Raw genomic sequence first — 22,210 nt, 5'->3', positions numbered from 1 at the left:
GGTGGGCTCCTTGTGTTTGGTCGATGTGTAGCAGGTGAGCTGGACTGGATGATCGTGACCGGCCAGGCTCGGTGGTCTGGGCGTCTCGCTCCTTTCGCGGCGCTGGCTGCGCGCCATCGAATCGGACTAGCCGGTGATGATGGTCAGTGCCGGGATGAGCAGCAGCATGATGAACAAGCCGGCAAGTCCGGCCAGCGGCATAGCCAGCTTTTCGGTGGCCTCCGCTGCCGCACCCTGTTCTGCGCTGGCCTGAGCGGATCGCAGGCCCGCGGCCTTTGCCCGCAGTGATGCGTAGACGGATGCGCCTTTGTCTCCGGTCATGTTCATGATGTCGGCCAGGTCGCCCAGCTCGGTCAGGCCGAGCTCATGGGAGACGCGTGTCAGGGCATTCCACGGGGCTTCGCCGGAGCGCCCGGCTTCGTACAGTTCCTCGTCGAGGCGCAGGAACACCCATGAATCTCCCACCTGCGCAGCGCGCTCGAGGCTCTGGGTGGTGCCGATGCCACCGCGTCGGCACAGCGCGACGAGATCGATGTAGGAGCTCAGCGCCTGCGCGAATTCCGCTCGTGCCGCGGTTGCCCGGCGTCGGATCTCGATGTCGGGGATGAGGAAGAGCAGGAAGGCGGTCGCAATCGACAGGATGGCCGGGATGGACCATCCCAGGCCGACCCCGAATGCAGTCAGAACGAGGTTGAGGAAGGGGAAGATGAGCAGTCCGAGCAGTGCTGCGACGAGCTTCTCCCCGAGTACGTGGGCGGGATCTCGGTGCAGCAGGGCGAGATCGGCGTTGGGGAGCGTGAAGAATTTGCTGTCCTGCAGGTAGGGGTGGACCCGGATGCCGAGTTTGTTCGCCATCCCGTCGATCAGGGAGGTTCCGGCTGTCGACGTGCGCTCCGGGGCCGGTCCGGACAGGCGCGACATGGCATCGCTGAGTGCGGGTTGTGCGCGCATGAAGTAGAGGGCGACCAGGTAGATGCCGATTGTTCCGACGCTCGTGTAGAGGATGACCGTCATCTGAATGCTCATCGCTGCGCTCCTACGAGGTCGGTGCGGTTGACGCGATCATTGGTGCCGATAAAGCGGGGGTAGGTCGGCGGTTTGGTGGCCTGCTTCATCCAGTACAGGTCGGCCGCGAACAGGGTCAGCAGGATCAGTAGCACGATCTGCATTCCGCCCGACTTGTACGGTTCCATGAAGTTGGTGAACAGGAACGCTGCCGCGAGTGTTGTGATCGCGATGATGGTGACCCATTTCGCCTGTGTACGGCTGGATTTGCGGTCGGCCTCGGTGCGGCGTCGGCGCGCGACCATGTCACCGACGTCTTCGGCGAGGCCTTCGAGCACGGCTGCAAGTCCAACGCCCCGCAGTTGCATGCTCAGTAGCAAGGCGCCGCAGATCTTGTCGCCGACACTGTCGTTGAGGTCCGAAGCGAAACGTGTGATCGCATCCACCGGAGGGACGTTGTTGCGCAGGCGGCTGATGAACGCGGTGATCTCCTCACGTAGCGCCTCCGGGATCGGAGTGGAGATGATGGTGTGCTCGATTCCCGAACCAGCCTTCATGCTGCTGGACAGGTTGCGGGCCCACTCATCCATGGCCGCCAGCCGACTGATCTGCTGTTCTGCTTCGGGACGGCCGAGCAGGTACGGCAAGCCGACCAGCAGCGCCGGGACCAGAAAGAGGGTGAAGAGCCAACCCGAGAGGGACGACACGACGATGCCGGCGGCGAAGCCGACGACGAGCAGGATCTGGGTGCTACGCGGGATCTTCGACGAGCTGCGGCGCCGGCGCTGACGCGTGGGCGCGGTGGGATCGCGGCGGTCTTTCCATCCCATGACGATGCAGGCGACCCCGGCGCACAGCAGCAGTACCAGGAAGATGCCGATTTGCTGATACATCACGCCACCTCTTCATCGTCGTAGAGGTCGCGTTCTTCGTCGAAGTGGCGGAGGCTGTCGCTGGGGAGGTGGATTCGCTTGAATCCGCCGGCGAGCAGCTTGCGGAGCAGAGGTTGTGGAATGGATCCGAATTCTCCTGTGCCGTCCGAGTATCCCCGGTAGATCGTGGAGAAGGACGGCTTCTTGTCGTCGCCGGGCTCGACGTAGACGACTTCGTCGACGTAGCGGACCGAGGTGCGCGACCCTTCGCCATCGACGCGGACCTTCGTGCCGAGTTGGACGATCAGGTCGATGTGCTCTGCGAGCTGGCGTTCGACGTAGTCGACCGTCGCGTTCATCGGGGGTTCGGTCGCCAGGTTCACCAGACGGTCGACGACACCGCGAGCGGTGTACGCGTGGGTCGTGGATAGCCCTCCTCTGGCCGTCTGCAGTGCCTTGAGAAGAGCGAGGATCTCGTGACCGGCGACCTCACCGACGATCATGTAGTCGAGCTGCTGTCGCACGAACTCGTACAGGATGTCCGAGAGGGTGTAGCTGCCGGCGAGCTCGCCGTCTGCACCGCGTTCTCCGCCGCCGAGGATTGTCTCGGCGTCGACCACGAAATCCTCGCGGCCTGGCAGTTCGTCGATGAAGAGTTCTCGTTCGGTTTCCGCGATTCCGATTCGCGTCTGCAGAGGAAGCGCATTGGCCAGTGCACGCGTGAAGGTCGTTTTTCCGAAGCCCATTCCGCCGCCGGTGACCACCGAGGCACCGCCGCGGACCGCGCACGAGAGGATGGTCGCGAGCTCGATCGGCATCATCCGATGTTCGATGGCGAGCTGATCGAGGGCGATGTTCTTGAGGCGGTGGATGCGGATTGCCACCGAGGGTCGTTTGACCGAGTAGCCCATGACCGACAGTCGGTGGCCTCCGCGCATTGTCAGACGCAGTGACGGATTGAGCCGGGAGAATGGCCGGCCGCCGTTGTCGGCGCGTGAGGCCAGCAGTCCCATCCACTCGAGGAGTTCCTCGGGGGTGTCGACCACTGGGTCGCGGTGTTCATAGTGTCCGTCGGGGAACTTGACGTAGACGGCCGCGCCGTTGAGGAAGATGTCGGTGACGTGCGGCTCTTCGACGAGTTCCTGCAGCGGGCCCAGGTTGAACTGCGCGTCGAAGATGGCCTTGATCAGGGCTTCTTCTTCGACGATTGTGAAGGCTTCGCCGCCGGAGTTGATGGTCTTCTGGACGTGGTTCTTGACCAGGCCGGTGATCGTCTCACGGCCGAACTCGCGTTCTTCCTCCTCGGTGAACGGGGCGAAGTATTTGCCGGCGTTCTTCGGGTCGTGGCGCTCGCGGTCACGCGCTGACCGGTAGTCACGCAACAGTTCCGCAGCTTCTTTCTGCAGAGCGCGGACCAGGGCGCGATCGACCTTGACCTTCGCGGCCGGCGGCACGGACCGTCGCGCAGTGCCGCTGTGCCCTTTGGTGCTGGCCGGTGGCAGTTCGTGTAGGCGAAGCGATCGCAACGGATCGGTGTCGGGGAGCGTGATTTCCGATATGGAACTGCGGCCCCCACCTGCGAGGTCGGCGTCCGGGATCGGGGCTGAGAAGAAGGGAAGTTCCGTGATCTTGTTCTGCGGAGGCTGAGTCGCGTCGTCGGAGTTCATCGACGTTCTCCTGTCAGTGTCGGCAGCGCCGCATTGAGCGTGGGACCGGACTTCCAGTCCGCCTGATGGCTCACCGCGAATTTGGTGATCTTCGGCCAGGTACTGCGGTGGAGGGTGTGCAGGTAGATCGAGCGGCGACGGCGCCATTTGCTGATGGACAACCCGTCCGAGAAGACCTTGGCGTCATCGGAGTCGGGCAGGACTGCGATGACGTCAAGTCCGGTGACTTTCGTGACTTCTTCTGCGTTGTAGGGGGACTCACCGATCAGGATCAGCCCCAGACTTGCCCGTGATTGCACCGCGGAGAGCTGCTGTCGCAGGGCGTTCTGCGAGGCGCGTAACGCTGCGATTGCCGTTCGCTCAGTGCGGGTGACGATTGCGATCGTTGTCGCGTTGACGATCAGTTCGACTGGAGCGCCGCGTTGCCCGATCCGGCCGGCGTCGACGATCACGTTGGTGTCGTCGACGCTCAATCCGGCCAGGTGGACACCCAACGGTCCCCACACGGGCCGCATCGCATCTGCCTGGGCGGAGTGGACCAGCCCCGGGAGCAATGACACCGACGATTCCGGGATCTGGATGAGTTGCTCGGCCAGAGCAGCCTTGAGGCGCCCGTGACGATTCGCGTCGACGAGATTGATCAAGGAACGATCGTGATAGTGGTTTCCGAGCATGTATCCGGCCAGGACCGGCGAGGACCCGATGGCATCCGCTTCTACGAGCAGAGTCCGGTCGGTCGGTGAGTTCAGGGCCAGGGCGAGCGCCGTGGTGCTCACACCGGGTGAGCGTGAGGCGGATGTTAGTGCGAGAAACATCGCCGATCACCGCACTCGGTTGTCGAGGACGATCGCGACACGCTTGGTTGCGCCGCGGGCGGCGACCCAGTTGGCCTCTGCCTCGGGCACGAGCAGGTTGAGCGTTGTCTCGCCGGCTTCGGGGATCTCTTTGGTGGAGTACACCTGCGCCTTCGTGTTGATCGGGCCCTGTACGGGCGGGTCGTCCTGGTCGCGTGGTGTGTCCACGACACGGACCATGTCGCCGGGGACGATCGGCTCGGAGGGGAGGTGGCTGTAGCTCACCGTGATGCCGACCATCGTGAGGCCTTCCCCGGGGACAACCTGATCGGTGATCGCGGACGGGAGCAGGACGGTGCCGGCCGGCAACCGGGTGCTGGCACTCATTCCTACGACGCGGCCGCGTTCGCTGGCGGGCAGCGCACCGAGATCGGCATCGACGTTGACCGATTTGGCGGCCAAGTCCTTGGACTCGATGGTCTCGCCTTGCTGCACTTCGTTCGTCAGGACGAGCACATCGGTGGTTGCGCGCATCGCGTTGACCGCGGTGAGCATGCCGATCACTGCCACCACGACGAGTGCGACACCGATTGCCAGGTAGATGGGGCGTCGTCGGACGCGCGCGCGGGTATTCAGATCGGGTGGGTCGTCCTGATCTGCTTCGTTGTGAGCCGGGGGCAGGTCATCCCCGGACGAGCGGAGCTTGTCGATTTTCTTGGTCAGCAGGGATGCCATGTGGTGGTCCTTCACAGTGGACGTGTGGACGTATCGGAGACTTTCGTATGGCGAACAGTAGAGAGGTACCTGGACACGTTCGCTGCGACCACGTCACCTGCAAAGCTCCAACGGACTGGTGACGCCATCCGGTGCGACTGGTCCGGTGCGTGTGAGGGCGCCGCTGGGCGCGTGAACCAGCTGCGTTGCGTGGCGGATTTCGGTGGGGCGGCGACCGTGTTGCTCGCCATGGCAGTTGTGCACGCCGCTACGTTTTCGCCGGTATGTGCATGAAAACCTGTGTGTCCGGCGATATCCCGACCTCGGGTGCCGGAGACGACGGTTCCGACTATCCGGCGTTGGGCAAACTGCGCGGCATGCCGTTGTCCGACTACTTCTATTGCCCTATATAGGCAGTCGGGTTTGAAATGGTCATAGTAAACATGCCTGCGGACCGTTTTAGGCGTCTCTGCTTGGCTCGACCATCGCCTCAGCACGCCTAGCGATCCGTGCCGTGCCACGTCGAGCACGAGTAGCCGAACGCCGAGCACCGTCCCCGTCGATCGCACACGTGAACCCCATTGTGCTGCACGTGGCATAAACGCTTTCCCCTCCGCAACCCGCCTGGGCCCTCCCCCTCGGCGCGACTGTCGACCCGCACTCGTCTGCCTGCCACGCAGCTGTGAGTCTTCTGGGAAAACATTCCATCAGGTCGGGAACTGCGTTGTCCAGCAGGGGGGTAACACTCAAGAGTGTTACCTACAAGGCTTGACATTCCCCGGGAGTAGGGTAGTGCCGCTGTATTCGCTATCGGAAAGGCCAACCAATGGACTCGATCAGTCCGCCGAGTCTCGGTGATTTCATTCGTGCTCGGCGCACCCGGGCAACGCCGAAGCACCCGGATGGTATGACTCGGGCCCAACTGGGCGAAGAGAACTATTTGAGTGTCAGCTACATCGCGCGGCTGGAAGGAAACGTTAAGGACGCGAGTCCTTCTCCACCGGTTCTCGACGCCACCGCCAACGCACTGTGTCTCGATGATGCAGAACGTCGGCACCTTTTCAATCTGGCACGGCGGACCCAGACCGAGCGTGAGGACATCACGACACCGTGGACGATCGCCGACTATCGGACACTGATTACACCGGACATGGAGACCGCCATCGCGGCGCTGAACCCGCACCTGGTGGCGTACCTCGACGAACGCTGGAATGTCATCGACTGTAACTCGGCGTACGACAAGGCGTTCCCTGGACTGGTCGACGAGGGAAACGTGTTGCGCTGGTTCTTCTCGACTCCGGCATCAATGACGGTCATGGTGGAGTGGGAGGCGGAAGCCGCCTTGACCGTCAGCTGGTTCCGAGCGTTGATGGGTCGCTACTACAACCCCGACTGGGCGGTGGAAACCCTCGAAGAGTTGAGCGAGTTCCCTCTCTTCCGCGAACTGTGGTTACGCGAAGAAGTCCGGTTTGGCCGGCACCAGCCGTTCATGCACCTCCGCGACGCCGAGACTGGTGAGCACTATAGCGTGCACGTGCAGGTCCACGCGGAGATGCGGGGCAAGTATCCGCTGCAGATGTACCTCGGAGTGCGCCTCCCCGCCTCCTGAACTAGCGGAGCGCCTTGACGAACGCAGTGATCGCCGCGTTGACCGGCTCTGGGTGTGTCCAGTTTGCGGCATGGCCAGCAACCGGGATCGTGACAACTGGCGCAGCACCGGGAAGACCTGCTTTGAGCTCGTCGGCCTTCTCTGCGGGCGCTGACAGGTCATTTTCCCCACGGATGATCAATGCCGGAACGTCAATGTCGGAGAGTCGGTCCACGATGTCGTCGCGTTCGATAAGGCACTCTGCGGCTGGTCGGACAGCCATGCGATCTCCGCTGTTCCATTTGCTGATCCACGACGTCCAATCCGCAGGTTCTCCACCGATCAGTTGGGGGGCAAGTGCGCTGGTGAGCGGTTCGAATGGCTCTGTGCTGCACCACTGATCGAACAGGACGCGGTATCCGGACTTCTGCTCAGGAGTACAGGCTGAGGCTTCCGTGTCGAGCAAGATCAGAGCCCTCGTACGCCCCGGTGCGAGAAGTGCTGTGCGCAGCGCGGTATAGCCGCCCTGGGACATGCCCCCGATGATTGCCTTCTCGACGCCGAGGTCGTCGAGGACGGCGAGGGCGTCGCGTGCGAGGTCCCAGTATGTGAACGGCATACCCGCATCGGTGGTCTTTCCGTGGCGGCGCGCATCCCAACTCACAACCCGGAGGTCCGGAGATAGATCGCGAACCTGGGGCGTGAACATGGATGAGTCCATGAAGAACCCGTGCCCGAGTAAAAGTACGGGCCCCTCTCCCCCACTGTCGGTGTAAAAAATGTCGGCGTCGGGCGTTGTCACTGTCGGCACGTAGCCGATCCTAGGGTGAGGTGACTATCCCCGGGTCGGATGCGTCGATCACACCGGGCCGCTCAGGACGAATGAGCGAGGCTGAGGGGTTCGTCCCTGACGTGCACGTGAACCCGTACAAGGTCGCTAACGAGGACTGACCACAGACCAACTGACAGGGCGTCAAAGTCACCGGACACCGGACGGAACCATGCACTGACCACGACGCTCACCTTTCCGAGCAGAGCCGGTTAGCAGCGCCACGACGTGGGCGGGCATCACTTCCAAGCGAGGTGGTGCCCGCTCGACGGGTCAAAACTGATTCCACCACTGGGCGAACATGTTCCATTGAACGGTGCGTGTCCAATAGTCACCGACGTCAAAGAACCCTGGAAGATCGAACACGATGCCGATCATGATTTCTCCTAGAACTGATTGAACCAGAGGGCGAAGTTGTTCCACGCTTCCACGTAAGGAATAGCCCCATCATGTAGAACAAGTCAGGAAAGTTGCCGGTCATAGCGGGTTCCACACGTTGAATCGCCCCGGGTCTGTCGGAGGCTCTCAAACCTGTGAAGGATGGAGAGCATGGCAGCACCACGGAAGTACAGCGTTGAGCTGAAGGAACGAGCAACGAGGATGGCGGTCGAGGCCCGCCAGGATCCGGCGACGCGGCCGGGAGCGCTCAAGCGGATCGCCGATCAGCTCGGTGTGCATCCCGAGGCGCTCAGGACCTGGGTCAAGCAGGCCGAGGTCGACGGCGGCGTGCGCCCGGGCACCACTACCAGTGATGCCGAACGGATTGCCCAGTTGGAACGGGAGAATCGCGAGCTGCGGCGGGCGAACACGATCCTCAAGCAGGCCTCGGCTTTCTTTGCGGCGGAGATCGACCGCCCACAGCGCTGATCGTGGAGTTCGTCGCTGCTCACCGCGACGAACACGGAGTCGATCCGATCTGCGCGGTCTTGCGCGGTACGGCCGCCCAGATCGCTCCGTCCACGGTCCGAGCTCACCTGAGCCCCCAGCGAACCGAATCGGCACGTGCGGTGCGTGACCGCGAGGTTCTGTCCCGGATCCGGGGTGTTCATGCCGACAATCTCGGGGTGTACGGGGCCCGCAAAGTGCACGCCAGTCTGAAACGAGAAGGGATGTCAGTGGCCCGGTGCACCGTGGAACGATTGATGAAAGCCGATGGGTTACGGGGAATATTACGGTTGAAAGGGCGGAAGACCACGCACGCTGACGGGGCCGAGACTCCGCGGCCGGCGGATCGGGTCCAGCGGCAGTTCGTCGCCGACGCGCCCAACACGTTGTGGGTGGCGGACCTGACCTACATTCGCACTCATTCGGGGTGGGTGTACGCCGCGTTCATCCTCGACGTGTTCTCCCGGATGATCGTCGGTTGGCAGGTTTCGACGTCGATGCGTACCGACCTGGCCCTCGACGCCTTGGATATGGGGTTGTGGGCTCGCCGACGGGTCGGCCAGGACGTCGCCGGATTGATTCACCATAGCGACCGCGGCGTGCAGGGCGGATTCAACCGGTCGTCGCAACACCGTGCCGTGAGGACGAGTGTACCTGTTCGGCAAACACTTCCGCTGGAGTTCTCCAACCGTGCACTTTTCGGGGGCGGTTGTTGAGCGCATCGGCGACCGCCTGAAGCTCACGGAACTTGTATCGGGACAGATCAGTTCCCTTCGGAAAATATTGTCGCAGCAGCCCATTGGTGTTCTCATTCGTTCCGCGCTGCCATGGACTGTACGGATCACAGAAGTAGACACGGATACCCGTAGATGCCGTCAGCTCGGCATGACGCGCGAGTTCCTTTCCGCGATCCCACGTCACGGATCTGCGTAGATGCTCGGGCAGCGGTGACAGCGTCGCGGCCAGAGCATCACGAACGGACTCCGAACCATATCCGGACAGCGCCGGCCCGTTCTTCACCATCGCCGCTGTTCCATAGCCCTTCAGTCGCGGCAGGTGTAGTAGAGTCGTGTATCTGCTGGTGCGCTCGACGAGCGTGCCGATCGCGGACCGGGTCAGACCGATGATGAGGTCGCCCTCCCAATGCCCCGGCGTCTTCCGGCTCTCGACCTCCTCCGGACGGGCGCTGATGGTCACCTCCTCGGTGATAAATCCGGTGCGCTGCTTCCGTGCTCGCGCACGAGGCTTTCGCAGCGCCCGGCCGGTGCGCAAGCACGCGACGAGCTCCCGCTCCAGGCCGCCGCGACCCTCGATGTAGAGCGATTGGTAGATCGCCTCAGGTGAAATGCGCATCGTCGGGTCCTCCGGATAGTCGATCGGTAGGCGATTCGAGATCTGCTCCGGACTCCACGCCGTCGCCCACCGACGATCACCGCGCCGAGGCTTGTTTCGGCCAATCCAAGCGGCATCCGGACCGGACACCACGGTTCCATCGTCGGCACGAATCACACCAGACAGTTTGTCCTGCACATATTCTCGTAGCCGATCGTGTTCGGCGAGCTTCGCTGGTTTTGGGCGCCTCGCGGCGAGGTCGGCCTTCCACTGTGCGGTCGACGCTCGGTATGTGAGCTTGCCATTGCGGGTGGCGGCGTTCCGCCGCAACTCCCGCGAGATCGTCGACGGTGACCGTCCGATCCGGTCAGCGATGTCGCGCATACTCATACCCTTGGCTCGCAGCAGCGCGATATCCTCACGCTCGGTGAACGACAGGTACCTCCCCGAGACCGGGGTCAACTCGATCGGTGGCATCCCACCAGCCTGGCGGAACCACCGTGTCCCCACCGGCCCCGACACGCCGCATGTGGTCGCTGCGTCGTCGCTCGTGAGACCCTCGGCGATCCGCGTCCAGAATGCCCGCTCTAGATCTCGGCGTATCGGAGGCCGTCCCGGTGACCGCATCACCGCACGCCCCGTCAACGCTGCTGCCCACCCGGGTGGTCGTCCCATTCCCACACCTCCGTTATCGAGGTGTTGCTTCCACCGGTTGAGCCTGGTCAGTATCGAGCGGTGCGATACACCGAGCGCCTCGACGAGTGTGACGCAGTGTCTTCTGTTGGTTCCAAGGGAGATTCGTATGACAACGCGATGGCGGAGGCGTTCAACTCGTTGTTCAAGGCCGAGTGCATTCGCAATCCCGTGATGCGCCCGCACGGGGGCTGGCGAGGCCTTGGAGACGTCGAGTGGGCGGTCGCCGAGTACATCGACTGGTTCAATCACCGCCGCTTGCACGGCGAGATCGACCACGTCCCACCCGCAGAGTACGAGACCGCCTACTGGTCGAATCACACGGCGGCCGACTACCGTGAGACACCGGTCCTCGCTGAGGCCGGAACCAGATAGCCGAGCCTCCGTAGAACCCGGGGCGATTCACGTCGTCGAAGAACCAGAACATGAACACGCTGATTCCACCGAGACCTGGATAGAACCAGTTGTAGTCAGGCAGGTTGCCGATCATGTCAGTACCGCCAGTCCATCCATGCTTGCAACAATGGCTGCCATAGGTGCTGAGTCGGCGTCAAGACGTGCAGGCTGAACCAATCGGCCATATCAGTAAGTAGCCCGAACATTACGAACCACCACCGATCTGGCTGAACAGCAGTCTGGTACCGATTTCAACGATGTTCCAGGGCCACAGCCACAGGGTGTTCATGATGGCCCCTCAGAGCTGGTTAAACCAGTTGGCGAAGTTGACGTACCAAACACCCGGAGGCCAGATCGGGTCACCGAACACTGGTATGTCGAACACATTGCCGATCATGACTGTCTCCTGGTCCTCCCGACCTGCCTGACTATCGCTGACGGAGTGACCGCCGTTACTCCCCGAGGGCTGAGAGATGCCCCAACCCGAAGGACAACGCATGACACACAACTGGGGCTCAGGCGACCCCCGAACCAGCACCGCCGCATGGCGCAGACTCCGCCGAACCATCCTCGAACGCGACAACAAAACCTGCACCACATGCGGACAACCAGCCACCGAGGTAGACCACATCCGCAACACCAAAGCCGGTGGCACCGACCACCCAGACAACCGGACCAGCACATGCCGCACCCAGGCGAGTCTCAAGGAGCGCTGTTGCCGGTGCCCCTTTCAGAGGTTGCCGCTCACTCTCAACAAGACCCTCTCGCCACAACCTGCGGAGAGTATCGACGCGTTCTGCCGAGTGTCCGTGATCGGTGGGGCTTCTCCCGTTCGCGGGCCGCCCGCGACTGGGTGCGTTCGGTTCGTCCATTCGGTCAGAGCGCGGGCGATCCAGCATCGCGCTACCGCGGAGTCCGCCGCACAGGCGGCGAGGGACTCGAATGCCAGCGCTATCGCGACTGTGAACTCGGGGTGCGTTTCGTCGATGCATTCGAGTGCGATGTCGTTCGCCGCCGAAAGTGCCAGATAGGTGGCCTCTGAACTGGTTACGGCCGAGCTGTGGGCCAATCTCTCCGTGGCCTCGTACGCCGCGCGCCACGCATCGGGGCTGAGCGCCTTCGTTTCCGATGTTCGGCACATACCGGCGACGCGCTCAAGTGCGTGGAATACATCATCGCCGGCGGCCGGGAGCCTGCCGGTCAAGCCCCAGCCTGAGTCGAGCACGTCGGCGAACCAGCACCAGCGAGCGAACTCGTGCGCGTCTTCGAGCGCGAGTTCAACGGTTCCGGACGCCAGCTGCATCACTGCATCGGCGACCGACATCTCGTTGAGAGCGGAAGAAAATGACTCATGCATGATCGTTTCCCGTCTCCGTGTCCCGCGAGTGGGACGTGAGGATCAAGCGCAGGGTTGAAACCTGTTGTGGTAATTGCCAAACGCCGCACTGCGGAGCGTGCACGACCGAGTCCCACCGAGGTCAGAGCGTTGTCAACCAGCACTCGACGGCGCGCATGGCAGCGTCGGTTGGATCGGCGAGGTCGACCGCAGTGGTGGCATCAACCCCCTCGGTGCGCTCCCAGCTGCCGTCGTCTCGTTGGTGGTCGACGATGGACCAGATTTCAACCGTGGCTTCATGCTCACCGCGGGTGATGAGCCGAAGAGCCGGGACGAATCCGGGGCAGAGGTTGCTGAGGGCGATGTATGTGCGGTCCTCGTCAATGGCGAGGTCAAGGTCGTTGTGATCGTTCGCGTCGTGGGCGGCCGCAATGAACGCCGCGTGGAAGTCCTCGGGGATTTCTATGAGGGCCATCGGGTCTGGTCTCCTTCAAAAGGGTCGCGATCTGGAGTGCACAGCAATGCCTCACACGGTCGCCGGCGTCAACAGGTATCAGCGAACTGGCACAAGGCCTGCCTGGTCGACCGGGTCGGGGTGCCGATGCCTGTTCGGCGAGGCGATGCCATCGTTGACGCGAAGAGGGCCACCCCGACGACAGCCGCCATCGCTCATCTGAGTCAGGCCAATTCTGCTCGGCACCTACGGCTCTCGTTGAACCCAACCGGCAGGCCGGCCGCCATAGCTTCGAGCGCCGGGCTATCGGCCAGCTCCCTGGCACCCCACCTTCCGGCGCTGAACGAGCACAGTCGATCGTTGCATCGTGGAACTGTGCGCTTGCCGTGAAGGCGCCGGTCCAGCGGCGCCTGATCGCACTCACTCGGTTGGAGGAAGCCCGCGCCGGCGCGTTCACCCTGGAGCCGGCGGGCGACTGTGACTCGGCGGCATCCGACGTAGCTGCTGCTTCTCGCGGAGAGTCAAAATCGGTTGCGTGATCGGCCGTGGCAGCGACTGCGGCAGTCTCGCCCTTTCCACGCTCCCCCGTAGGCGCGTCGGTCGTGGTCGGCGTCTCCGCCGTGGAGGGATCATCGGAACCGGAGACATCCGTCTGGATGAGAGCTCGGCGGTACCGGCTCAGCTCCGTCACGGCCGAGTCGTACTTGATGGCGAGCTTGTCCGCGAGGAGGCTCGGTGACCAGCACTGCTCGTAGGCCATCCGAATGATTTCTCGTCGTTCGCAGTTGCGCATGGGGACTTGTTCGCCGCTCAGGCGACGAACGATGACGACCTCGTCGACCGCGACCGCTCCCGTGGCCCGCTCGCGCTCGTGACTACGCGCCTTCGGATTGTCGATCTCGTCGTCGTCCCATCCGAGAGGCGGCACCAGTCCTTCTGCGCGTGCTTGTTCACGGAGGTCGGCGTCAGGTCCGGGGCGCATGGAAAGCTCGTCGTAGATCTCGTCGACCGCTTCCCACAGCTCGCTCGGGATGAGACCTTTTTCCGGCATCGAAGTGACGACGTCGACCTCGACGTTCAACCGGTGAGCGAGGCTCGAATCGCCGTAGCCCATGGCGTTGAGTGCGCGCAGTCGGCGGCGAGCCCCCACTGCTGGGGTCAGATCACGCCCACGGCTCGGGCGAAAAGTGATCGAGAGGATCGCGTCCGCGATGACGGAGGTGGTCGTGCGAGTCGAAGTGCTCCTCAGCGACCGGATTGTCGCGACCGGCACAGAGGCCAGGTCAGCGATCAGAGCGGTCGTCATGCCGGCGCACATCAGGGCGTTGATGTGGTAGCGCACATCAACCGTGTCGACAGATGTATCGACGCGACGGGCAGGTGTCCAAGCCTGCCCGTCACGTCCCCCTAAACCCGACTGTCGCGATGTCTGGAACCACCCGTCGTCGCGACTGGGCAAAGCAGACCGGGCGGGGAATCCGGCTGCATTCAGTCTAGCTAGCTGAGCGGCGCATACGGACGAGCGTGCGTCGCGTCGATGCGCAGAAGTCTGGGACAAGGGTGGGGCAGCTGAAACGGTAGTCGTCATCGGATGCTCTTTTCCGTTTAGCGGCTGGTCAGGCCGCATGTACGTGGGAACTGTTCGTACTCGAGCGCACCGGGTTCGAGTTCAGCGAGTGATCGTCAGCGCTGCACCGCATCGCATTTACCACTGGAATTTAAACCCGGCATGCAACGATGGTATCTACATCTTCAATAGGATGTCCAGCGATGAACGGAAAATCGCAGTGAGAGCGCCCCTGAACGGCTTCAAGCCTCAGGCCCTCGAAGACGCGCGCACTACTGCCGGAATCACGCGCGGCGACCTGTCCCGCGCAATAGGCGTCGACCCGACCACCATCCACAACTGGGAAACCTCGCGAACGCACCCTCAGCCCGACCACCTCGCCCGGGCCGCCGAAAAGCTGGGAATACCCCTCGACCGCCTCGTCGTCGTCCCGGAAGACAGTCGGACCATCGCCGACCTGCGGAATCTTGCGGGATTGACGCAGAAACACGTCGCAGACCGAACCGGACTCAGCACCACCACCATCGGCCGAATCGAGCGGGGCGAAGGAAGCCTGTCCGATCGACATACCACAGCACTCGCTGAGGCTCTGCGCCTGGAAGAACGGACAATCCGTGACGCATTCATCCGCGCACGGAATCGACCGCTTCCTTCTCGATAGCTCGGCAACAATCACCCCTGTGCTCATGCACTGTCCCCGCGGCGCAACCGCTGCTGTCGGCGACGATCGATGGAGCGCCGCACTCCGCTGAGAGCCAGAGTCGCAGCGAGCACAAGAACTGCCACGACGATGATCAACCGGCGGAGGTCGAGGCCGGCACCTTCCGTGCCAGGGATAGTCACCAACGGTGACGCCGAAGCCCCAACGATGAGATCGTGAGCGAGCAGCCACGCAGTCGCCTTGGTCGACATCGCCGGAAGAGCCGCGACAAGGAGGCCCAGAATCAATGGGGCCGCCATCAACAGAGACAGTTGGTCCTCGTCGGACAGGCCTGCTGCATTCCGTGCTGGCTTGATGGGCTGCTGAGGTTGACTGGGGTGCATGGGATCTCCTCCTGAAGTGGGCTTCTATCTGGAGGAAGATCCGTTCGAAGAGGCTTGTGTGACAGACTGCGGCGTTCTTTTTGAACAAGTCCCGTGCCACGCATCCGAGACGGCGCCGGACGCTGCTCCCCGTACTCTCTCGGGCGAGAACACCGGGCAGATATCTGCTGTCCAGTGGTTCTTTCGGGGTGATTCCTCGTCAGTGGATGGCCGGTGCATCGGCAGTGCCGTACGACTGCCGCGCCACCACCTGCCAACCGGCGGCGAAGCCGGTCGAGTCGACGGTAGTGTGTCGTGTCGCGAGTTCGCATGAAGCCGAGGTACTGGCGTTCTAGAGTTCACCCTGTCTCAGATCCGCCCCGAAGCATCCGGTCCGACAAGTATGATCCCGACATGGATCGTGAGGTGTGGCAGATCCGCGAGATGCAGGAGATCTACAAAGACAGCGTCAACGGACTCTCCAAGGAGCTCCGCTCTCGCTTCCACGCGTCCCGTGCGAAACTCCGTCTAGGCCTTGGCATGGCAATCGCAACATTGGTCATTGACCTGACGATCATCGCGCTGAAGTGGACCACGCTCCAACAGTCGCCACTTAGCCTTTCGACTATGGCGCTTACTCTTATAGGAGCTATAGCCCTAGTTATCTATGTCGTATATCAATTCCCACGCGTGCGTTATCGATACGAGGACGCAGTCAAGCAACTTTCGCGCGAAGCTGCGCTTACGTTTGACCAGCTTGACTCACCCGCTCCTCGCAATAGGCCGAGTAGTTGACAACATCGGATGCCGAAATCCAGGCGGCTATCGGACGGTTTTTTCTGAACAACACCCCACCCAACATCGTCTTACACCAACAACCAGCACCCCCTCAACCGAACCCCGCCCTAACGTCTTCCATTGACCGACCTGGGTCAATCGCCGTAATAACTGGCGCGTTCCTGTTCGCATCAGCAATTGTTGCGGGGATTTTCACTTTGGTGGGCGAATCTCCTCCTCCTACTCCAGCCGTAACGAATTGCGCACAGCAGCAGATCGATGTGCTGAAAAACCAAAGGGAAAACCCGAACTTTCCTTTCCGCTACAGCGGCCCCAGTGAAGAGCAATGCCATCTCAACGAGATCGTGGATCGGGCGAGGGAACCCGAGAGTGGGGCATCAGGCTCCAACTAACGTGGAGGTCAATTATCTATTGGCCGTTATTCATCCCGGAATGGAGAGGAAAGCTTCTTCAGTCCAGGGATTCAGGGGGCGCGTACGCCGAGATGTAGAGAAGTGAAGGGGTATCAGAACAACCGGTACCCCCTTCAATGCGCCGTCGAAGCATCCCGTCCTTGACCGCTGCCACTTGCCTGCGTGGGATCTTCACCGACCGTCCGGTCGTACCTGAGGCTGCACCCTTTGAGTGGACACCCCGGACAATGGTTCTAGGAGAGCCAGGAGGGATGTCGAGGTGGGACGCCAGTCTCTGTACACGGAGGAATTCCGGAAAGACGCGGTCGCGTTGTATCGCGCGGCCGACGGCAAACGCACGTACGCGGCGGTGGCCGCGGATGTGGGCGTCAGTGGCGAAACGCTACGGACGTGGGTCCGCAAGGACCCGGCGGCGAAGCCGGTCGAGTCGACGGTAGTGTGTCGTGTCGCGAGTTCGCATGAAGCCGAGGTACTGGCGTTCTAGAGTTCACCCTGTCTCAGATCCGCCCCGAAGCATCCGGTCCGACAAGTATGATCCCGACATGGATCGTGAGGTGTGGCAGATCCGCGAGATGCAGGAGATCTACAAAGACAGCGTCAACGGACTCTCCAAGGAGCTCCGCTCTCGCTTCCACGCGTCCCGTGCGAAACTCCGTCTAGGCCTTGGCATGGCAATCGCAACATTGGTCATTGACCTGACGATCATCGCGCTGAAGTGGACCACGCTCCAACAGTCGCCACTTAGCCTTTCGACTATGGCGCTTACTCTTATAGGAGCTATAGCCCTAGTTATCTATGTCGTATATCAATTCCCACGCGTGCGTTATCGATACGAGGACGCAGTCAAGCAACTTTCGCGCGAAGCTGCGCTTACGTTTGACCAGCTTGACTCACCCGCTCCTCGCAATAGGCCGAGTAGTTGACAACATCGGATGCCGAAATCCAGGCGGCTATCGGACGGTTTTTTCTGAACAACACCCCACCCAACATCGTCTTACACCAACAACCAGCACCCCCTCAACCGAACCCCGCCCTAACGTCTTCCATTGACCGACCTGGGTCAATCGCCGTAATAACTGGCGCGTTCCTGTTCGCATCAGCAATTGTTGCGGGGATTTTCACTTTGGTGGGCGAATCTCCTCCTCCTACTCCAGCCGTAACGAATTGCGCACAGCAGCAGATCGATGTGCTGAAAAACCAAAGGGAAAACCCGAACTTTCCTTTCCGCTACAGCGGCCCCAGTGAAGAGCAATGCCATCTCAACGAGATCGTGGATCGGGCGAGGGAACCCGAGAGTGGGGCATCAGGCTCCAACTAACGTGGAGGTCAATTATCTATTGGCCGTTATTCATCCCGGAATGGAGAGGAAAGCTTCTTCAGTCCAGGGATTCAGGGGGCGCGTACGCCGAGATGTAGAGAAGTGAAGGGGTATCAGAACAACCGGTACCCCCTTCAATGCGCCGTCGAAGCATCCCGTCCTTGACCGCTGCCACTTGCCTGCGTGGGATCTTCACCGACCGTCCGGTCGTACCTGAGGCTGCACCCTTTGAGTGGACACCCCGGACAATGGTTCTAGGAGAGCCAGGAGGGATGTCGAGGTGGGACGCCAGTCTCTGTACACGGAGGAATTCCGGAAAGACGCGGTCGCGTTGTATCGCGCGGCCGACGGCAAACGCACGTACGCGGCGGTGGCCGCGGATGTGGGCGTCAGTGGCGAAACGCTACGGACGTGGGTCCGCAAGGACACCGCCCGTAACGCGCGCTCGCAGGACCGCAGTACCGGCGCCGACGGGACCGAGGCGGACGAGCTCGCGCGGCTGCGCGCGGAGAATGCGCGGCTGCGCGGTGCGGAAAAGGAATGGCAGCTCGAACGCGAGATTCTGCGCCGGGCGGCCGCGTATTTCGCAAAGGAGGTGAAGTGAAGACCCGCCGCTGGGACTTCATCTCCGACCATCGCGCCGAGTTCGGCGTGCAGCGGCTGTGCCGGGTGCTCGGGACCTCCCGTTCCGGCTACTACAAGCACCTGATCACGGAGCCGGCCCGAGTCGAGCGCCAGGCCGAGGAAGCCGCGACGGTCGCCGAGATCCGCGCCATTCATGCCGAGCACCGGAGCGCCTACGGTGCCCCGCGGGTTCACGCCGAACTCCGCTCCCGCGGACGCAAGATCAACCGCAAACGGGTGACCCGGCTGATGCGAATCCACCACGTGGTGGGCAGGCACCTGCGCCGCAGCAAGCGCACGACCGTCGCGGACAAGTCGGCTCCGTCGGTGCCGGATCTGGTGATGCGAGACTTCACCGCTACGGCTGTCGATACCAAGTGGTGTGGGGACATAACCTACATCCCGGTGGGATCCTCGTGGTTGTTCTTATTAGTTACGTGGAATCACGCCGGGGGTCGGTTGTTCGTCCCGCGGTGTCACCACGAGCTGAGGGGCCCTGTTGACTGTGTCGATGATCTTGGAAGAGAAGTGGCCGGTCCTGTGCCGGCACGAGCGGGCGGCCGAGTGGTTGCAGATCTGGACCGATCTGGGGCGGGCGCCTCGCACGATCGATGCGTACGCTCGCGGCCTGGCCGAGTACCTGCTCGTCTGCGAGCGTGAAGGCGTCGATCCGGTTGTCGCGACCCGGGCCCAAATCGCCTTGTTTGTAAGGGACTTGCGGACTCGACCGAGTCGGCGCGGTACCAATGTTGTCGCGTTGGACTCGGGTTCGGGTCTGGCGAACGCGACGCTGCAGCAGCGACTGGTTCCGGTGCGGTTGTTCTACGACTTCCTGGTCGAGGAGGGGGTCCGCGAGTCCAACCCGGTCGGTCGCGGGCGTTACACGCCGGGCCGGCACTTCGGTGGGCAGCCCCGGCCGCTCGTCCCGCGGATGGTCAAGTTGCCGTGGATCCCCGGCGAGGCCGAGTGGTTGCAGCTGCTCGACGTTTTCCGGCTCGAGCCGATCCGTAACCGGCTGATGCTGGCGCTGGCCTACGACTCGGCGCTGCGCCGTGAAGAGCTGTGCTCGCTCCGTACCGACGATCTCGATCCCGCGCACCGCATGCTGCGGGTGCGGCCGGAGACGACCAAGACCCGTCGAGGGCGGGTGGTGCCGTACTCTGCGGCGACCGGGGTGCTGCTGTCGGGCTACCTCGCCCACCGGGCCGGGATCAGCCGCGCCCGGGGGCCGCTGTTCTTGTCCGAGTCACGGCGCAATTTCGGTGAGCCGCTGAGCTTGTGGAGCTGGTCGAAGGTGGTGCGGCGAGTCGCGTTGGCTGCTGATGTTCCGCAGTTCTCTACGCATACCACCCGACACCTGTGTCTGACCGACCTGGCGCGAATGGGCTGGGAGCTGCATGCGATCGCAACCTTCGCCGGGCACCGTTCCACCGAGTCGACGCTGACCTATATTCACCTGTCGGGTCGGGATCTTGCGGAGAAGCTGAATCGTGCAATGACGCACCTGCATGCGCAGCGCATCAGCATGCTCACCGCACCCGACGGGACGGGTCCGGCGTGACCGCCGCGGTTCGTGCCGTCGGCGAGGCGGATGCCACGTGGCCGGCGTCGACGTTTCCGGTGTCCCTCGAACGCTACGATCGCCGGGAGGAGCTGACCGATGCGGAGCGCCGAGCACTGCGCGATTTGAGCCCGAAGGCGTTGCGCCGCAATAGAGCGCGGGGAATCCCACGCCGGACCGCGACCCACTGGACGGCGCTGGTGCGGCTCGTCGAGCCGCTCGACACCGCGCGGGCCGGGTTGCATCATGGCGATGACGCCCGGTTTCGGCGGGCCGGGGCGCACGCGGCCGCTATCATCTTGCAGAACTGCGCGGACACCGGCCGGTCCTACTGGGCGTGGACGAGCGAGGACTGGGCGCAGCTGTGTGGTTCGAGCGCCGAGGCCTTCGTCGCGGCCAGGGAACTGCCTACCGAGACCACCGTGCGTCCCTTCCTCGTCGCTCTGGCCTATCTGCTCGGCAGCTTCGACGCCTTCCAACTATTGGGCACATTCAACCGGCTGCACCTGGCCCGCCTCGTCTTCGGCGCCGAGGCGATCGAGGAGTCGATGCGCCAGGCCAGCGCGGTCCTGGACCAGTGGGGGTACCGCGGCGTCTTTATCGGCAAACACCGACTGCGCGGGGGGCTCAGCCAGGCCCTGCTGATCAACCGCAGTTCCAGGCTCGAGGATCTGGATACCGCGGCATTCGACCGGCTGCGCGTGCACCCAGCCACCAACGATCACCAAGGCGAGATGCTCTACGCGCTCCAACGTGCCGTCGCCGCACTCGGACACTGCGACCCGCCGGTGCGCACCGGAGACAACCCCTACGCCGTCATCGAAGGCACCACCGACAGCTGGGCCAACTGGGTCGCCCGTTGGCACGACACCTCCACGCTCACCCCGCGGGTCCGCAGGACCATCCGCACCATCCTGGCCAAGGCCGGGCGGTGGCTCGCCGCCGAACATCCCGAGATCACCGAACCCGGGCAATGGACCCGCCAGACCAGCGCCGCCTGGGTCGCGGCCGTGGACCGCATGACCGTCGGCGACTACGTCCAACGCCGCGACCACCTCCGCGCCCGCACCGGAGACCCGATCTCCCCACGCACCAAAGCCCACATTCTCATGGCCACCCGCACCTTCTTCCGCGACTGCCAGGAGTGGGAATGGATCGATCGTCGCTTCGACCCGGCCCGGGCACTCGCACTGCCCCGCAGCGTGTCCGCACTGATCGGCACCAACCCGCGTGTCATTGCCGACGATGTGTGGGCGAAGCTGCTCTGGGCCGGGCTCAATCTCGACTCGAGTGACCTGCCCGGCAATTCCGCCCACACCTACTACCCAATGGAGCTGATCCGGGCGATCACACTGACCTGGCTCTTCGGCGGACTGCGCAGCGACGAGCTATCGCGGCTGCGAGTTGGCTGCGTGCGTTGGCAACACGACGGTCAGCCCATTGCTGCCGACTCACCCGACGTGCTCGCTGAGGACGCCGTCTGCCTGCTGGAGGTCCCCGTCCACAAGACCGGCACCGCGTTCACGAAACCCGTCGATCCCCTTCTGGGACAGGCGCTCGAGGCCTGGCAAGCCCTGCGCCCGCCTCAGCCGAAGACACTCGACCGCAAGACCAGCGAACAGGTGGACATGCTCTTCGCCTTCCGCGCGCACCCGGTCGCAAAGAACTACATCAACCGCACGATCATTCCCGCGCTCTGCGCCAAGGCCGGTGTTCCGAGCAGCGACGTCCGCGGCAACATCACCAGTCACCGGGCCCGCTCCACGATCGCGACCCAGCTCTACAACGCCAAGGAACCGATGACACTGTTCGAGCTGCAGGCCTGGCTCGGCCACCGCACCCCGAACACCACCCAGCACTACGCGAAAATCACCCCGAACACGCTGTCCAAGGCCTACAACGAAGCCGGCTACTTCGCCCGCAACGTACGCACCATCGAAGTGCTCGTCGACCGCGACGCCGTCACCTCCGGCGGCGCCGCCACCGGCCAACCCTGGCAGCACTACGACCTCGGCCACGGCTGGTGCAGCTACACCTTTTTCGAGCAGTGCCAGCACCGGATGGCCTGCGCACGCTGCGACTTCTACACGCCGAAAGACTCCAGCAAAGCCCAGCTACTCGAGGCCAGCGGCAACCTACAACGCATGCTCACCAGCATCCCGCTCACCGACGACGAACGCGCCGCCGTCGATGACGGACACACCGCCGTCGCGGCGCTGCTCGAGCGCCTCACCGACCTCCCTACACCCGCCGGGCCCACCCCACGAGAGATCGGTACGTCCCCGACCGTGACCCTGCTGCCGATCGTGCAAGTCCGACACGGAGAACCCTGATGAACTTG

At 63.1% G+C, this 22,210-nt stretch carries 16 protein-coding genes, 2 pseudogenes and 1 other annotated feature; of the genes and pseudogenes, 9 read left to right on the top strand and 9 right to left on the bottom strand.

The window, feature by feature from the left end; translation table 11 throughout:
* Positions 1–126: 126 nt before the first annotated feature.
* Genes ROP_RS36240 through ROP_RS36220 form a run of 5 tightly spaced genes read right to left on the bottom strand, consistent with a single transcriptional unit; the run spans position 127 to position 5,073 of the window.
* Positions 127–1,026 (bottom strand): type II secretion system F family protein, encoded by a 900-nt coding sequence (locus tag ROP_RS36240; RefSeq protein WP_007299973.1) that lies wholly within the window; start codon positions 1,024–1,026, stop codon positions 127–129.
* Positions 1,023–1,898, bottom strand: coding sequence for a type II secretion system F family protein (locus ROP_RS36235; RefSeq protein WP_005560293.1), 876 nt, complete (start codon positions 1,896–1,898; stop codon positions 1,023–1,025). The genes ROP_RS36240 and ROP_RS36235 overlap by 4 nt, the downstream gene beginning before the upstream one ends.
* Complete coding sequence (locus ROP_RS36230; protein WP_007299974.1) at positions 1,898–3,544, bottom strand: CpaF family protein; 1,647 nt, start codon at positions 3,542–3,544, stop codon at positions 1,898–1,900. The genes ROP_RS36235 and ROP_RS36230 overlap by 1 nt, the downstream gene beginning before the upstream one ends.
* Positions 3,541–4,320 carry a hypothetical protein gene (locus ROP_RS36225; RefSeq protein ID WP_007299975.1) on the bottom strand — a complete coding sequence of 260 codons (780 nt, stop codon included), beginning with the start codon at positions 4,318–4,320 and terminating at the stop codon, positions 3,541–3,543. The genes ROP_RS36230 and ROP_RS36225 overlap by 4 nt, the downstream gene beginning before the upstream one ends.
* Positions 4,321–4,365: 45 nt before the next feature.
* Positions 4,366–5,073 (bottom strand): SAF domain-containing protein, encoded by a 708-nt coding sequence (locus tag ROP_RS36220; protein WP_007299976.1) that lies wholly within the window; start codon positions 5,071–5,073, stop codon positions 4,366–4,368.
* Positions 5,074–5,878: 805 nt separating this feature from the next.
* On the opposite strand from ROP_RS36220, the gene ROP_RS36215 reads away from it, so the two are divergent.
* The gene (locus ROP_RS36215) at positions 5,879–6,661 is read left to right on the top strand and encodes a helix-turn-helix transcriptional regulator (RefSeq protein WP_012686772.1); all 783 of its coding nucleotides are present in this window, start codon (positions 5,879–5,881) and stop codon (positions 6,659–6,661) included.
* Between the two features lies 1 nt (position 6,662).
* On the opposite strand, the gene ROP_RS36210 is transcribed toward ROP_RS36215, so the two are convergent.
* Positions 6,663–7,451 carry an alpha/beta fold hydrolase gene (locus ROP_RS36210; RefSeq protein ID WP_012686771.1) on the bottom strand — a complete coding sequence of 263 codons (789 nt, stop codon included), beginning with the start codon at positions 7,449–7,451 and terminating at the stop codon, positions 6,663–6,665.
* Positions 7,452–8,018: 567 nt separating this feature from the next.
* On the opposite strand from ROP_RS36210, the gene ROP_RS36205 reads away from it, so the two are divergent.
* The gene (locus tag ROP_RS36205; protein WP_043827358.1) at positions 8,019–8,336 is read left to right on the top strand and encodes a transposase; all 318 of its coding nucleotides are present in this window, start codon (positions 8,019–8,021) and stop codon (positions 8,334–8,336) included.
* Positions 8,297–8,425 (top strand) — a sequence feature (AL1L pseudoknot). Its footprint overlaps the gene before it by 40 nt.
* A complete protein-coding gene (locus ROP_RS45325; RefSeq protein ID WP_012686770.1) occupies positions 8,339–9,070 on the top strand; it encodes an IS3 family transposase in 732 nt (243 codons plus the stop codon). It overlaps the preceding feature by 87 nt.
* Here ROP_RS45325 and ROP_RS36200 read toward each other — a convergent pair.
* On the bottom strand, positions 8,967–10,361 hold the full coding sequence (locus ROP_RS36200; protein ID WP_043827253.1) for an IS30 family transposase: 1,395 nt from the start codon (positions 10,359–10,361) through the stop codon (positions 8,967–8,969). The genes ROP_RS45325 and ROP_RS36200 overlap by 104 nt on opposite strands.
* A 96-nt stretch (positions 10,362–10,457) precedes the next feature.
* Between ROP_RS36200 and ROP_RS36195 the strand changes: the two genes are divergently transcribed.
* Entirely contained in the window at positions 10,458–10,754 is a 297-nt protein-coding gene (locus tag ROP_RS36195; RefSeq protein WP_231869092.1) for an integrase core domain-containing protein, read from the top strand.
* 751 nt (positions 10,755–11,505) lie between these two features.
* Here the strand turns inward: ROP_RS36195 and ROP_RS36190 are convergent.
* Together ROP_RS36190 and ROP_RS36185 are read right to left on the bottom strand one after the other, a co-directional pair.
* Positions 11,506–12,132: a hypothetical protein gene (locus tag ROP_RS36190; RefSeq protein ID WP_012686768.1), complete on the bottom strand. Its 627-nt coding sequence runs from the start codon at positions 12,130–12,132 to the stop codon at positions 11,506–11,508.
* A gap of 121 nt (positions 12,133–12,253) precedes the next feature.
* Positions 12,254–12,586, bottom strand: a complete 333-nt coding sequence (locus ROP_RS36185) for a hypothetical protein (protein ID WP_012686767.1) — start codon at positions 12,584–12,586, stop codon at positions 12,254–12,256.
* A gap of 1,604 nt (positions 12,587–14,190) precedes the next feature.
* Between ROP_RS36185 and ROP_RS36180 the strand changes: the two genes are divergently transcribed.
* The 5 genes and pseudogenes from ROP_RS36180 (at position 14,191) to ROP_RS36145 (ending at position 22,202) form a co-directional block, all read left to right on the top strand.
* Positions 14,191–14,793: a helix-turn-helix domain-containing protein gene (locus tag ROP_RS36180; RefSeq protein ID WP_308821640.1), complete on the top strand. Its 603-nt coding sequence runs from the start codon at positions 14,191–14,193 to the stop codon at positions 14,791–14,793.
* Positions 14,794–16,625: 1,832 nt separating this feature from the next.
* A pseudogene (locus ROP_RS36165) lies at positions 16,626–16,844 on the top strand (transposase); the annotation flags it as partial.
* A gap of 1,120 nt (positions 16,845–17,964) precedes the next feature.
* Positions 17,965–18,737 (top strand): annotated as a pseudogene (locus ROP_RS41780) (IS3 family transposase); the annotation flags it as partial.
* An 82-nt stretch (positions 18,738–18,819) separates the two neighbouring features.
* Complete coding sequence (locus ROP_RS36150; protein ID WP_043826076.1) at positions 18,820–19,869, top strand: tyrosine-type recombinase/integrase; 1,050 nt, start codon at positions 18,820–18,822, stop codon at positions 19,867–19,869.
* Positions 19,866–22,202: a tyrosine-type recombinase/integrase gene (locus ROP_RS36145; protein WP_012686759.1), complete on the top strand. Its 2,337-nt coding sequence runs from the start codon at positions 19,866–19,868 to the stop codon at positions 22,200–22,202. Before ROP_RS36150 ends, ROP_RS36145 begins: the two co-directional genes overlap by 4 nt.
* Positions 22,203–22,210 lie beyond the last annotated feature (8 nt).

Origin of the sequence: Rhodococcus opacus B4, assembly GCF_000010805.1 — a bacterium.
Lineage (GTDB): Bacteria > Actinomycetota > Actinomycetes > Mycobacteriales > Mycobacteriaceae > Rhodococcus_F > Rhodococcus_F opacus_C.
Note: the sequence above shows the minus strand (reverse complement) of the source record. Positions and strands in the feature narration are given on the sequence as shown.